This is a genomic window from Kosakonia sacchari SP1 (assembly GCF_000300455.3).
GTDB lineage: Bacteria > Pseudomonadota > Gammaproteobacteria > Enterobacterales > Enterobacteriaceae > Kosakonia > Kosakonia sacchari.
In genome coordinates this window covers 2,755,507-2,768,743 of the sequence record NZ_CP007215.2, presented here as the reverse complement: position 1 = coordinate 2,768,743, position 13,237 = coordinate 2,755,507, and the positions used below count along the sequence as shown (strand labels likewise).

12 protein-coding genes are annotated in these 13,237 nt (G+C 52.4%); 9 read left to right on the top strand and 3 right to left on the bottom strand.

Going from position 1 to position 13,237, the window contains the following annotated elements; all coding sequences use genetic code 11:
• The 8 genes from pheT to selO all read left to right on the top strand — a co-directional run bounded on the left by pheT (position 1) and on the right by selO (position 8,129).
• Positions 1-2,388: a phenylalanine--tRNA ligase subunit beta gene (gene pheT, locus C813_RS35995; protein WP_017456555.1), complete on the top strand. Its 2,388-nt coding sequence runs from the start codon at positions 1-3 to the stop codon at positions 2,386-2,388.
• A gap of 4 nt (positions 2,389-2,392) precedes the next feature.
• Positions 2,393-2,692, top strand: a complete 300-nt coding sequence (gene ihfA / locus C813_RS35990; protein ID WP_006820203.1) for an integration host factor subunit alpha — start codon at positions 2,393-2,395, stop codon at positions 2,690-2,692.
• A 100-nt stretch (positions 2,693-2,792) separates the two neighbouring features.
• Positions 2,793-3,773, top strand: a complete 981-nt coding sequence (gene btuC / locus C813_RS35985) for a vitamin B12 ABC transporter permease BtuC (protein WP_025263640.1) — start codon at positions 2,793-2,795, stop codon at positions 3,771-3,773.
• A 34-nt stretch (positions 3,774-3,807) separates the two neighbouring features.
• Positions 3,808-4,359 carry a glutathione peroxidase gene (locus C813_RS35980; RefSeq protein WP_017456557.1) on the top strand — a complete coding sequence of 184 codons (552 nt, stop codon included), beginning with the start codon at positions 3,808-3,810 and terminating at the stop codon, positions 4,357-4,359.
• On the top strand, positions 4,359-5,108 hold the full coding sequence (gene btuD / locus C813_RS35975) for a vitamin B12 ABC transporter ATP-binding protein BtuD (RefSeq protein ID WP_017456558.1): 750 nt from the start codon (positions 4,359-4,361) through the stop codon (positions 5,106-5,108). The genes C813_RS35980 and btuD overlap by 1 nt, the downstream gene beginning before the upstream one ends.
• Positions 5,109-5,186: 78 nt before the next feature.
• Entirely contained in the window at positions 5,187-5,651 is a 465-nt protein-coding gene (locus tag C813_RS35970; RefSeq protein WP_017456559.1) for a C40 family peptidase, read from the top strand.
• Positions 5,652-5,911: 260 nt separating this feature from the next.
• Complete coding sequence (locus tag C813_RS35965; protein WP_017456560.1) at positions 5,912-6,625, top strand: EAL domain-containing protein; 714 nt, start codon at positions 5,912-5,914, stop codon at positions 6,623-6,625.
• Positions 6,626-6,686: 61 nt separating this feature from the next.
• The gene (selO, locus tag C813_RS35960) at positions 6,687-8,129 is read left to right on the top strand and encodes a protein adenylyltransferase SelO (RefSeq protein ID WP_017456561.1); all 1,443 of its coding nucleotides are present in this window, start codon (positions 6,687-6,689) and stop codon (positions 8,127-8,129) included.
• Positions 8,130-8,136: 7 nt separating this feature from the next.
• Here selO and hemP read toward each other — a convergent pair whose 3' ends face one another.
• The 3 genes from hemP to ppsR all read right to left on the bottom strand — a co-directional run bounded on the left by hemP (position 8,137) and on the right by ppsR (position 10,508).
• Positions 8,137-8,331 carry a hemin uptake protein HemP gene (gene hemP / locus C813_RS35955; RefSeq protein WP_040016485.1) on the bottom strand — a complete coding sequence of 65 codons (195 nt, stop codon included), beginning with the start codon at positions 8,329-8,331 and terminating at the stop codon, positions 8,137-8,139.
• A 142-nt stretch (positions 8,332-8,473) separates the two neighbouring features.
• The gene (gene aroH, locus C813_RS35950) at positions 8,474-9,520 is read right to left on the bottom strand and encodes a 3-deoxy-7-phosphoheptulonate synthase AroH (RefSeq protein WP_017456563.1); all 1,047 of its coding nucleotides are present in this window, start codon (positions 9,518-9,520) and stop codon (positions 8,474-8,476) included.
• 154 nt (positions 9,521-9,674) lie between these two features.
• Positions 9,675-10,508, bottom strand: a complete 834-nt coding sequence (gene ppsR / locus C813_RS35945; protein ID WP_016496328.1) for a posphoenolpyruvate synthetase regulatory kinase/phosphorylase PpsR — start codon at positions 10,506-10,508, stop codon at positions 9,675-9,677.
• Positions 10,509-10,838: 330 nt separating this feature from the next.
• On the opposite strand from ppsR, the gene ppsA reads away from it, so the two are divergent.
• On the top strand, positions 10,839-13,217 hold the full coding sequence (gene ppsA, locus C813_RS35940) for a phosphoenolpyruvate synthase (RefSeq protein ID WP_017456564.1): 2,379 nt from the start codon (positions 10,839-10,841) through the stop codon (positions 13,215-13,217).
• The last annotated feature ends 20 nt before the right edge of the window (positions 13,218-13,237 follow it).

Genomic DNA, 13,237 nt, shown 5'->3' with positions numbered 1-13,237 from the left:
ATGAAATTCAGTGAACTGTGGTTACGCGAATGGGTTAATCCAGCCATTGATAGCGAAGCGCTGTCCGGGCAAATCACCATGGCAGGCCTTGAGGTCGACGGTGTTGAGCCGGTTGCCGGTGCGTTTCATGGCGTCGTCGTTGGCGAAGTGATGGAGTGCGCTCAGCACCCGAACGCCGACAAACTGCGCGTAACGAAAGTAAACGTGGGCGGTGAGCGTCTTCTGGACATCGTTTGTGGCGCGCCAAACTGCCGTCTCGGGCTCAAAGTCGCTGTCGCCACTGTCGGTGCAGTACTGCCGGGTGATTTCAAAATCAAAGCGGCAAAACTGCGTGGCGAGCCGTCGGAAGGCATGCTCTGCTCTTTCTCCGAACTGGGGATTTCTGACGATCATAACGGCATTATTGAACTGCCCGCGGATGCGCCGATCGGTACCGATATCCGTGAATATTTAAAACTTGATGACAACACCATCGAAATCAGCGTGACGCCGAACCGTGCAGATTGCCTCGGTATCATCGGTGTGGCGCGTGATGTTGCGGTGCTCAATAAATCTCCGCTGACCGCGCCGGAAATCGCACCTGTTGCCGCGACTATCGCCGATACGCTGCCGATTACAGTGGAAGCGGCAGAGGCCTGTCCGCGCTACCTTGGCCGTGTAGTAAAAGGTATCAACGTCAAAGCACCAACCCCGCTGTGGATGAAAGAGAAGCTGCGCCGTTGCGGCATTCGCTCGATTGACGCCGTTGTGGACGTGACCAACTACGTTCTGCTGGAGCTGGGGCAGCCAATGCATGCGTTTGACCGCGACCGTCTGGAAGGCGGCATTGTGGTGCGTATGGCAAAAGAGGGCGAAACCCTGGTGCTGCTGGACGGTAATGAAGCCAAACTGAACACAGACACGCTGGTGATAGCTGACCATAGCAAAGCATTGGCAATGGGCGGTATTTTCGGTGGTGAACACTCCGGCGTGAACAGTGAAACGCAGAACGTGCTGCTGGAATGTGCTTTCTTCAATCCGCTGTCAATTACTGGTCGCGCGCGTCGTCACGGTTTGCATACTGATGCTTCTCACCGTTATGAACGTGGTGTCGATCCGCAACTGCAATACAAAGCGATGGAACGCGCCACGCGTCTGCTGCTCGATATCTGCGGCGGTGAAGCTGGTCCGGTGATTGATGTCACGAATGAAGCCACTCTGCCGAAACGAGCGACTATCCGTCTGCGCCGTAGCAAACTGGATCGTCTGATTGGTCATCATATTGCCGACGAACAGGTCAGCGATATTCTGAAGCGTCTGGGCTGCGAAGTGACTGAAGGCCAGGACGAGTGGCTGGCGGTTGCCCCGAGCTGGCGTTTCGACATGGAAATCGAAGAAGATCTGGTCGAAGAAGTTGCCCGCGTTTACGGCTACAACAATATTCCTGATGAGCCGGTGCAGGCTGGCCTGATTATGGGCGAGCACCGCGAAGCGAACCTGTCGATGAAGCGTGTGAAAACCATGCTCAACGATAAAGGCTACCAGGAAGTCATCACTTACAGCTTTGTCGATCCGAAACTGCAGCAACTGATTCATCCGGGCGAGGAAGCTCTCATCCTGCCAAGCCCAATCTCCAGCGAGATGTCGGCAATGCGCCTCTCTCTCTGGACCGGTTTGCTCGGCACTATCGTCTATAACCAGAATCGTCAGCAGAGCCGTGTACGTATTTTCGAAACCGGCCTACGCTTTGTGCCTGATACACAAGCCAATCTTGGCATCCGTCAGGATGTGATGCTGGCAGGCGCGATTTGCGGTAACCGTTATGATGAGCACTGGGATCTGGTGAAAGGAAGCGTTGATTTCTTCGATTTAAAAGGTGATCTTGAGTCCGTGCTGGAACTTACAGGTAAACTTTCCGCCATTGAGTTCCGCGCGGAAACGAATCCTGCACTGCACCCAGGCCAATCTGCAGCGATTTATCTGAAAGATAAGCGCATTGGTTTTATTGGTGTTGTTCACCCGGAACTGGAACGTAAGCTTGATCTGAACGGCCGCACACTGGTATTTGAACTGGAGTGGAATGCGCTTGCAGACCGCGTGGTGCCTCAGGCTCAGGAGATTTCGCGCTTCCCGGCGAACCGCCGTGATATCGCTGTTGTGGTCGCAGAAAATGTGCCTGCAGCAGATGTTTTGGGCGAATGTAAGAAAGTTGGCGTAAATCAGGTAGTTGGCGTAAACTTATTTGACGTGTACCGCGGTAAGGGTGTAGCGGAAGGGTATAAGAGCCTTGCCATTAGCCTGATCCTTCAGGATACCAGCCGTACACTCGAAGAAGAGGAGATTGCCGCTACCGTTGCCAGATGTGTAGAGGCATTAAAAGAGCGATTCCAGGCATCATTGAGGGATTGAACCTATGGCGCTTACAAAAGCTGAAATGTCAGAATATCTGTTTGATAAGCTTGGGCTTAGCAAACGGGACGCAAAAGAGCTGGTAGAGCTGTTTTTCGAAGAGATCCGTCGTGCTCTGGAAAACGGTGAGCAGGTAAAACTCTCCGGCTTTGGCAATTTCGATTTGCGCGACAAAAATCAACGTCCGGGTCGTAATCCAAAAACGGGCGAAGATATTCCCATTACAGCCCGGCGCGTGGTGACCTTCAGACCCGGCCAGAAGTTAAAGAGCCGTGTCGAAAACGCTTCGCCCAAAGCTGAATGATATGAACTAATTAAAAAGGCCGCATCGCGGCCTTTTTTCTTTTCAGCATCCGGCATCATCTTTAAAATCAGTGGCCTTGCTGACCAATAAAACGGAAAACATGCTGGCATACGCTCATCTTCAACAGCAACGCAACCGCCGCTGGCTGGGTGGCTTGCTGCTACTTTTACTCTTCGCGCTGCTGTTCAGTCTCTGTGCGGGCGATCAATGGATTTCTCCCGGTGCCTGGTTTACACCGGATGGGCAACTGTTTGTCTGGCAGATTCGTCTGCCACGTACGCTGGCCGTGTTGTTGGTTGGCGCTGCACTGGCGTTGTGCGGTGCGGTGATGCAAGCGCTATTCGAAAACCCGCTTGCGGAACCTGGATTGCTGGGCGTCTCCAGCGGTGCGGGCGTTGGCCTAATTGCTGCTGTATTGCTGGGTGGCGGATTGCTCCCAGGCTGGGCGCTGGGCGTTTGTGCGATCGCCGGGGCGCTCATTGTGACGCTGATCCTGCTGCGTTTCGCGCGTCGCCATATCTCAACCAGCCGTTTGCTGCTGGCTGGCGTCGCGTTGGGTATTATCTGTACTGCATTAATGACCTGGGCCGTCTATTTCTCTTCTTCCTTCGACTTGCGCCAGCTAATGTACTGGATGATGGGAGGTTTTGGCGGGGTAGACTGGCAACAAAGCTGGCTGATGGCGGCACTGGTGCCTGTCATCATTTGGGTCTCTTTCCAGTCTCAGCCACTGAATATGCTGGCTCTGGGAGATATTTCCGCGCGCCAGTTAGGATTACCGATGTGGCTATGGCGAAACGTGTTGGTGGTAGCCACGGGCTGGTTGGTCGGCGTAAGCGTCGCGCTGGCGGGCTCAATTGGTTTTATCGGTCTGGTCATTCCCCATATCTTACGTCTGTGCGGTTTGACCGATCATCGGGCATTGCTGCCAGGCTGCGCGCTGGCAGGAGCGGTGGCACTGTTATTTGCCGATGTGATAGCACGTCTGGCGCTCAATGCGGCCGAGTTGCCAATAGGCGTTGTGACGTCGACGCTGGGCGCGCCGGTATTTATCTGGCTATTATTGAGAGCCGGGCGTTGAGCCCGCAAACCATAACATTCATTAAGGTGACGCTATGCAACAGGATATTCTCAATACTGAAGTTAAGACTATCGATGGTGAACAGACAACGCTTGCAGGTTACCTCGGCAAGGTGCTGCTGCTGGTCAACGTTGCCTCTAAATGTGGGCTGACGCCACAGTACGAACAACTGGAACAGATGCAAAAAGAATTTGAAAGTGAAGGGTTTACCGTACTCGGTTTTCCCTGCAATCAGTTTCTCGGCCAGGAACCGGGTTCAGAAGAGGAGATTAAAACCTTCTGTAGCACCACGTATGGCATAACATTTCCGCTGTTCAGCAAAATCGATGTGAATGGTGAAGCACGTCACCCGCTGTATAAAAAGCTCATTGCCGCAGCGCCGAAGGCCGTTGCACCTGAGGGAAGTGGTTTCTACGAACGTATGGAGAGCAAGGGGCGAGCGCCGAAAGAGCCGGGCGATATACTGTGGAATTTTGAAAAATTCCTGATTGGTCGTGATGGCAAGGTGATTCAACGCTTCTCACCGGATATGACACCGGAAGATCCGATTCTCGTTGATGCGGTGAAACAGGCGCTGGCGAAGTAATGTCAATGCTGTTGCAGCTTCAGTATGTGGCTGAACCCGGAAGGCTTGGGCCGATAACAGCATCGATCGGCCGGGGAGAAGTCCTGCATCTTGTCGGACCGAATGGTGCAGGGAAAAGCACCCTGCTGGCGCGCATTGCTGGGTTATCAGGCGGGCAGGGAAGCGTGCTGTTTAATGCCCGTTCTTTGACACAGTGGCCAGCATCGCAGCTGGCGCAACACCGCGCTTACCTGGCCCAGCAGCAGACACCGCCGTTCGCGATGCCAGTCTGGCAGTACTTGTCCTTGCATCAGCGCGATAACGCACATACCGCGCTGCTTGCACAGATCGCGGGCAAGCTTGGCCTCAGCGATAAGCTGGGGCGGGCGGTGAATCACCTGTCAGGCGGGGAGTGGCAGCGGGTACGCTTAGCGGCAGTGATTTTACAAATTCACCCCGCCGGTAACCCCACCGGGGAGCTTTTGTTGCTGGATGAGCCGATGAATAGCCTCGATGTTGCCCAGCAGGCAGCACTCGATAAGCTTTTAAACGAGCTGGTTGCCGCAGGAATTACCGTGGTGATGAGTAGCCACGATCTTAACCATACGTTGCGACATGCGCGTCAGGCCTGGCTACTCAGCGGCGGCAAACTGTTAATGAGCGGGCGGCAGGACGAGGTGCTGACACCATCTCATCTGGCGACGGCGTATGGTTTGGCTTTTCGCCAACTCGATGTGGAAGGTCACCGCGTGCTGATCCCCGCAACGTGACGAAAAGGTGACTTGCCACATATCTGATTCACACGGTAGATTATTCCGAGAAAAAGAAATAAAGAGGCGTGATCCAGAATGCGTATCTGGTTATTGCTGGCAGCGGCGTTATTCCTTGCAGGATGTAGTTCTCATCGCGCGCCGCCGCCAAATCCAAGATTGTCAGATTCGATAACCGTTATTGCTGGCCTGAATGATCAGCTGAGCCAGTGGCATGGTACGCCGTATCGCTACGGTGGCATGAGCCGTTCCGGCGTTGATTGTTCCGGCTTCGTTATGATGACGTTTCGCGATAAGTTTTCTTTACAATTGCCGCGCGAGACGCGCCAACAGGCGGAAATCGGCACGAAAATCGATAAAGATGATTTGCTGCCAGGCGACCTGGTTTTCTTTAAAACCGGTTCCGGAGAGAGCGGATTGCACGTTGGTATTTACGATACGGATAATGAGTTCATTCATGCCTCAACCAGCCGGGGAGTGATGCGCTCTTCTCTGGATAATGTCTACTGGCGTAAAAATTTCTGGCAAGCACGCCGCATCTAAAATGAGAAAGCCCGCAAGGGCTTTTTTTAAACCAGGAAATTTCCACTAAATAATCACGTTTATCTTAATTAATATCTGTGTACATTGGGATCCGGACATCCGTCAATTCGTTATCAGGCTAATAAAGGTTAAGGAGCAGCCAAAAAATAAAACGGGAAAAAAATGAAGTTAATCTCATTTAAAACAATACATTTGAAATATCTTCACCTGTGTTTGACAATGCCGGATATCACCCTTAATGCGAATGCGGGGCTGGCGCAATGATAGTATCGCTGGATGACACATATCGCTCTGAGCTTCTATTACTGCCTGCGAGGAAAAGTAACGGAATGCTACAGGGACTGGAAATTATCATTAACTTTGTGGGGCCCGACAGCAATGTTCGCACGCCTACAGAGCTGGTCCTCCCGCGCCTTACGCCTGAAGAAATACTCACCTTATTCAATGAACAACTGGCGCTGCTTGAAGCCTGCCAACTCTTTTTTATCCAACATCAATTAACGGCCTGGATTAATATTGCGCCCTCTTTGATTGATGTCCTGTTAACAGATGAAACGCTTGCGACAAACATTAGGAAATTTCCTTTTCTTGAATTTACCATTAATGAGAATTTTCCCGATCTAAATAGGGGAAAAGATAATCATCTATTGTTTCTATTGGCGAAACAATATTCACTGGTGCTGGCTAATTTTGGTGCCGGAACCGCGTCGACCAAAGCCATTTTTGATGGCTTATTTAAGCGGGTGGTATTGGATAAAAATTTTGTTCATCAGCGGCTGGCTTCACCTTCATTCGAACCTTTTATGCGAGTGATTGTTTCGCAGCTCGAGCCCTATTGTGATGCATTGATGATTGCAGGCATTGATGATGAACACGCCCTCAACCGCGCTTCGGCCTTTCCCTTTAGCGCCATGCTTGGCGCAATGTGGGCGCCCGTCGCCGTCGAACAGTTAACCTCTCTGGTTCAACCATAGCCCTGCTTTTGCCCGGTGTTTAAACACCATAGTTAGCACTACACTAAAGGCAGGAGGAACCATGACCCTGTCTTTTACTACCCACTGGCGAGATGAATTGCCAGATTTTTATACCGCATTATCCCCAACGCCGCTGCACAACGCCCGGTTGCTCTGGCGCAATGAGCCGTTGGCACATGCGCTGGATGTACCGGATGCGCTGTTTCATCCCGCCTCGGGAGCAGGAGTGTGGGGCGGTGAAGCGCTGTTGCCTGGCATGTCTCCACTGGCGCAGGTCTACAGTGGACATCAGTTTGGTGTCTGGGCCGGACAATTAGGTGATGGACGCGGGATTTTGCTCGGTGAGCAGCAACTCCCGGACGGCACAACCCGGGACTGGCACTTGAAAGGCGCCGGGCTGACGCCGTATTCGCGCATGGGGGATGGCCGTGCGGTGTTGCGTTCGACCATTCGCGAAAGCCTGGCTTCAGAAGCAATGCATTATCTGGGGATCCCGACCACGCGCGCATTGAGCATTGTGACCAGCGATACGCCGGTGATGCGCGAAACGCAGGAGCAGGGCGCGATGCTGATGCGTATTGCCGAAAGCCATGTGCGGTTTGGTCATTTCGAACATTTTTACTACCGACGCGATCCGCAAAAAGTCCGTCAACTGGCAGATTTTGTTATCCGTCATCACTGGCCGGAATTGCAAAACGAAAGCGATAAATATGTCGCATGGTTCCGGGATGTCGTGCGGCGTACCGCGCAGTTGATTGCGCGCTGGCAAGCGGTAGGGTTCGCGCACGGTGTAATGAATACCGATAACATGTCGATTCTTGGTTTAACGATCGACTATGGCCCGTTCGGTTTTCTTGATGATTACCAGCCCGGTTTTATCTGCAACCACTCTGATTACCAGGGAAGGTACAGTTTTGAAAACCAGCCGGCGGTGGCGCTCTGGAATCTCCAGCGCCTGGCGCAGTCACTATCGCCATTCATTGCTGCGGAGAGCCTAAACGCCGCGCTGGATGATTACCAGCACCAGTTACTCACTGAATATGGCCTGTTGATGCGCAGCAAATTGGGCTTCTTCACCCGCCAGCAAGAGGATAACGATCTTCTGAATTCGCTGTTTGCCCTGATGGCGCGTGAAGGCAGCGATTATACGCGTACGTTCCGCATGCTCAGTCTGACCGGGCAGCAAAGTGCTGCGTCGCCGTTACGCGATGAGTTTATCGATCGCGGCGCATTTGATGACTGGTTTGCACGATATCGGGCGCGCTTACAGCAGGAGAATATCGATGACGCACAGCGACAGGCGCATATGCAGCAGGTTAATCCGGCGATGGTGTTGCGAAACTGGCTGGCGCAGCGCGCCATTGATGCCGCAGAGAAAGGTGATAGCAGCGAACTGGAGCGACTTCATGAGGCATTACGACAGCCATTTATTGATCGCAGTGATGATTATGTCAGCCGCCCGCCTGACTGGGGCAAACGGCTGGAAGTCAGCTGTTCGAGTTAAAAACGGCCTACTTTGTCAGGATCAATTTTCCGGCGTGCGTCTGGCGCAGCAGATATTGCTGCCCGTTGTGGTCAATAACGACGCGTCCTTCATCCCCCAGCAGTGAATGGCTGTGAACACGACGATCGGTTGGGGTGATGTGCGTGGGTTTTTCCTGAGGCGTGACGGGTGGTGATGCAGGTGTGCTATCCATTTGCGACATATCCGTTTTAAGACAAACTAACAATGATAATGATTATCAATAGTCTGGTGATATGAAGCAAGGGCGATTGTTTACATAGCCGCTGTTCCCCCAGGAAAAAGTAGGGGGAACGCGTAGTTCTGCGGGAGTCAGCAGGAAAAGGTTAAAAGCGGGTGGCAACCGCGGTTGCGAGTTTTTCCAGCAGCAGTTCGCTGTCTTCCCAGTTCAGACATGGGTCGGTAATAGACTGCCCGTATACCAGCGGCTGGCCACTGACAATTTTTTGCGTGCCTTCTTGCAGGAAACTTTCCGCCATCACACCAGCGATCGCGAGCGAGCCATTACGGATTTGCGTACAAATGTCGTCACAGACATCCAACTGGCGGCGGTGCTCTTTCTGGCAGTTGCCGTGGCTGAAATCCACCACCAGATGCTCCGGCAAACCAAATTCACGCAGCGTATCGCACGCATTGGCGATATCTTCGGCATGGTAATTTGGTTTTTTACCGCCACGCATAATGATGTGGCCGTAGGGGTTGCCGCTGGTCTGATAAATGGTCATTTGCCCGCTTTTATCCGGCGAGAGGAACATATGGCTGGCGCGTGAAGCACGGATCGCATCAACGGCGATACGTGTATTGCCATCGGTACCATTTTTAAAACCGACCGGGCAAGAAAGCGCCGAGGCCATTTCCCGGTGGATCTGGCTTTCCGTGGTGCGCGCGCCAATAGCACCCCAGCTAATTAAATCGGCAATAAACTGGCCGGTCACCATATCGAGGAATTCGGTGGCGGTGGGCACGCCTAGCTCATTGACCTGCAACAGCAGCTTACGCGCCAGCTCAAGACCGTGATTTACGCGGTAACTGCCGTTCAGATCCGGATCGGAAATCAACCCTTTCCAGCCCACTACGGTGCGCGGTTTTTCGAAGTAGGTGCGCATGACTATTTCCAGATGCGCGTGGTGTTTTTCACGTAATACTTGTAAACGGCTCGCGTAATCAACGGCGGCGTCAAGATCGTGAATTGAGCAGGGACCAATAATCACCAACAGGCGGCGATCTTCACCATTCAGTATTTTTTCTATCCGCCGACGGGATGCGGTCACATGCTCAGCTACCTCTGAGGTAACAGGGTAGCGCTGCGCAAGTTCAGCTGGTGTCACCAGGCTGCTGATAGGCGCAGTGCGAAGTTCATCAGTTTTGTTCATCAAGAATCTCAAAAATTAGATGCTTCAGCGGCAGGAATGCCGGAAGTGATGCGCAACACCTTAAACCAATCCCGGCTTATTTCAAGAGGGGTTGCAAAGGACATCACGTTTCCGGGCAGTATCATAGCGCATTATGCACCCATGTACTAGCATGTTAGTACATGCGGCGATTTAACCCCATAATATCGAGCATCTTGGTGGCAATTTCTTCTACCGAGTAGTTGGTACTATTAAGGCAGGGGATTTGATTCTTGCGGTAAAGCGCTTCCACTTCTGCGACTTCCATTCGGCACTGGCGCAACGACGCGTAGCGGCTATTTTCCCGGCGCTCTTCGCGAATGGCGGCAAGACGTTCCGGATTAATGGTCAGACCAAATAATTTATGCTGCAGTGGCTTTAACGCAGCGGGGAGAACGAGGTTATCCATATCATCGGCAATAAAAGGATAATTTGCCGCGCGAATACCAAATTGCATCGCCAGATACAGACTGGTCGGTGTTTTTCCACAGCGCGAAACGCCCAGTAAAATCACCTGTGCCTGATCAAGATTACGCAAAGAAATACCGTCATCGTGCGCGAGAGTGTAATCAATTGCCGCGATACGCGCATCGTATTTGGTTAAATTACCTGGATTAAGCCCATGTGTGCGATGCGCAATGGGGGTAGGATCGAGTTTTAATTCCTCCTGCAGCGGCGCAACCAGCGCCTGAACGATATCCTGACAAAATCCTTCGCTTTGCAAAATAATGGCGCGAATTTCCGGTATCACAATGGAGTAGAACACCAGTGGACGATTGCCGGTTTGCTGATAAATGGCGTCTATTTGTTCTTTGACGGCACGGGCACGGCTCTCGTTTTCCACAAACGGCAGCGTAATACTGCTTACGGCAACCGGGAATTGCGACATGACCGCATGGCCTAATACTTCAGCGGTGATAGCGGTTCCATCAGAAATATAAAAGACGTGGCGATCAACTGAACTGTCCATTTAACCCATCCTGAATGACATGCGTAATTCTCTGAAAGCATAAATTAAAACCTTCAACATGCGTATCTTCTTTTTCTCATTTTTAAAATGAAATGGTGTTTTTATTTTTAATGAACTCTATGGTTCATTTTTTTATTTTCCCTATAAAAAATAAGGAGATACAGAAATGAGAAATTACTCAAGGTGATTTATTGATGGGAATCTATCCGAAAAACCAGAAATCGTAATTGCTTACACGATTCACCGTTTTTTCAACGGAATTAATTATGCCAGGATAAAAAAGTAGTTCGACGTTTTTACCCATTCATATATCACAAAAGGATTGTTTCGATGTCCAACAATGGCTCGTCTCCGCTGGTGCTTTGGTATGACCAACTCGGCATGAATGATGTAGACAGAGTTGGGGGCAAAAATGCCTCCCTTGGTGAAATGATTACTAATCTGTCCGGTATGGGGGTTTCCGTACCGAATGGGTTTGCGACCACGGCCGATGCGTTTAACCAGTTTCTGGAACAAAGCGGGCTAAATCAGCGCATTTACGAATTACTGGATAAAACCGACATCGATGATGTTTCCGAACTGGCAAAAGCCGGTGCGCAGATCCGCCAGTGGATTGTCGACACGCCATTTCCGCCTGAGCTGGAAAAAGCCGTCCACGAAGCCTACGCCAAACTTTCCGAAGACGACGCCGAAGCCTCTTTCGCGGTGCGCTCTTCTGCGACAGCGGAAGATATGCCGGATGCCTCGTTTGCCGGTCAGCAGGAAACCTTCCTCAACGTGCAAGGGTATGACGCCGTGTTGGTGGCGGTGAAGCATGTGTTTGCCTCGTTATTTAACGATCGTGCCATCTCCTATCGCGTACATCAGGGCTACGATCATCGCGGCGTCGCGCTTTCTGCCGGGGTGCAGCGCATGGTGCGTTCGGATATCGGATCTTCTGGCGTGATGTTCACCATTGATACGGAATCCGGTTTTGATCAGGTGGTGTTTATCACCTCTGCCTGGGGGCTGGGCGAAATGGTGGTACAGGGCGCTGTTAACCCTGATGAGTTTTACGTGCATAAGCCAACGCTTGCGGCCAATCGTCCAGCCATTGTGCGTCGCACCATGGGGTCGAAGAAAATCCGCATGATCTATGCGCCGACGCAAGAGCATGGCAAGCAGGTGCAGATTGAAGATGTTCCGCAGGCCGAGCGTGACCGTTTCTCTCTGACCGACGACGAAGTGCAGGCGCTGGCGAAGCAGGCGGTGCAAATCGAGAAACACTATGGCCGTCCAATGGATATTGAATGGGCGAAAGACGGCCATACCGGCAAATTGTTTATTGTGCAGGCGCGTCCGGAAACCGTGCGTTCGCGTGGCCAGGTGATGGAGCGTTACACGCTGCATGCCCAGGGGCGCATTATCTCTGAAGGTCGTGCTATTGGGCATCGCATTGGCGCAGGCACAGTAAAAGTGATCCACGATATCAGCGAGATGAACCTGATCGAGCCAGGTGATGTGCTGGTAACCGACATGACCGATCCGGACTGGGAACCGATCATGAAAAAAGCGGCGGCGATTGTTACCAACCGCGGCGGTCGTACCTGCCACGCGGCGATCATTGCGCGTGAGCTAGGTATTCCGGCGGTGGTGGGCTGCGGCGATGCGACGGAACGCATTAAAACCGGCGAGAAAGTCACCGTCTCCTGCGCCGAAGGCGATACCGGATATGTGTATGCCGATCTGCTGGATTTCAGCGTGAAAAGTTCAAGCGTGGACACCATGCCGGATCTGCCGCTGAAGATCATGATGAACGTCGGCAACCCGGATCGCGCGTTCGATTTTGCTTGCCTGCCAAACGAAGGCGTAGGCCTTGCGCGTCTGGAATTCATCATCAACCGCATGATAGGCGTGCATCCGCGTGCGCTGCTGGAGTTTGATGAGCAGGACGCGAAATTACAAAACGAAATCCGCGAAATGATGAAAGGCTTCGATTCGCCGGTTGAGTTTTATGTCGGTCGTCTGACGGAAGGCATTTCGACACTGGGCGCGGCATTCTGGCCAAAACGCGTGATTGTGCGTCTGTCCGATTTTAAATCGAACGAATACGCCAATCTGGTTGGCGGTGAACGTTATGAGCCGGAAGAAGAGAACCCGATGCTCGGCTTCCGTGGCGCTGGCCGTTATGTGGCCGACAGCTTCCGCGATTGCTTTGCGCTTGAATGCGAAGCGGTAAAACGCGTGCGTAACGATATGGGGCTGACCAACGTTGAAATCATGGTCCCGTTTGTGCGTACCGTTGAACAGGCAAAAGCGGTGGTTGATGAGCTGGCGCGTCAGGGGCTGAAACGCGGTGAGAACGGGCTGAAAATCATCATGATGTGCGAAATCCCGTCCAACGCGTTGCTGGCGGAGCAGTTCCTCGAATATTTCGATGGTTTCTCTATCGGCTCCAACGACATGACTCAACTGGCGTTGGGCCTCGATCGCGACTCCGGCGTGGTTTCCGAGCTGTTCGACGAACGTAACGACGCGGTGAAAGCGCTGCTTTCGATGGCGATCCGTGCGGCGAAAAAGCAGGGCAAATATGTCGGTATCTGCGGACAGGGACCTTCGGATCACGAAGATTTTGCCGCCTGGTTGATGGATGAGGGGATTGATAGTCTCTCGCTCAATCCGGACACCGTTGTGCAGACCTGGCTCAGCCTCGCCGAACTGAAAAAATAAAGGCGAAAGTAAAATCCCCG

Excerpts from the sequence above, each read along its gene's own strand:
- btuC (WP_025263640.1), top strand. The coding sequence starts at position 2,793 with ATGCTGGCATACGCTCATCTTCAACAGCAACGCAACCGCCGCTGGCTG.
- btuD (WP_017456558.1), top strand. The coding sequence starts at position 4,359 with ATGTCAATGCTGTTGCAGCTTCAGTATGTGGCTGAACCCGGAAGGCTT.
- selO (WP_017456561.1), top strand. The coding sequence starts at position 6,687 with ATGACCCTGTCTTTTACTACCCACTGGCGAGATGAATTGCCAGATTTT.
- hemP (WP_040016485.1), bottom strand. The coding sequence starts at position 8,331 with ATGTCGCAAATGGATAGCACACCTGCATCACCACCCGTCACGCCTCAG.
- C813_RS35965 (WP_017456560.1), top strand. The coding sequence starts at position 5,912 with ATGATAGTATCGCTGGATGACACATATCGCTCTGAGCTTCTATTACTG.
- C813_RS35970 (WP_017456559.1), top strand. The coding sequence starts at position 5,187 with ATGCGTATCTGGTTATTGCTGGCAGCGGCGTTATTCCTTGCAGGATGT.
- ihfA (WP_006820203.1), top strand. The coding sequence starts at position 2,393 with ATGGCGCTTACAAAAGCTGAAATGTCAGAATATCTGTTTGATAAGCTT.
- C813_RS35980 (WP_017456557.1), top strand. The coding sequence starts at position 3,808 with ATGCAACAGGATATTCTCAATACTGAAGTTAAGACTATCGATGGTGAA.
- ppsR (WP_016496328.1), bottom strand. The coding sequence starts at position 10,508 with ATGGACAGTTCAGTTGATCGCCACGTCTTTTATATTTCTGATGGAACC.
- ppsA (WP_017456564.1), top strand. The coding sequence starts at position 10,839 with ATGTCCAACAATGGCTCGTCTCCGCTGGTGCTTTGGTATGACCAACTC.
- aroH (WP_017456563.1), bottom strand. The coding sequence starts at position 9,520 with ATGAACAAAACTGATGAACTTCGCACTGCGCCTATCAGCAGCCTGGTG.
- pheT (WP_017456555.1), top strand. The coding sequence starts at position 1 with ATGAAATTCAGTGAACTGTGGTTACGCGAATGGGTTAATCCAGCCATT.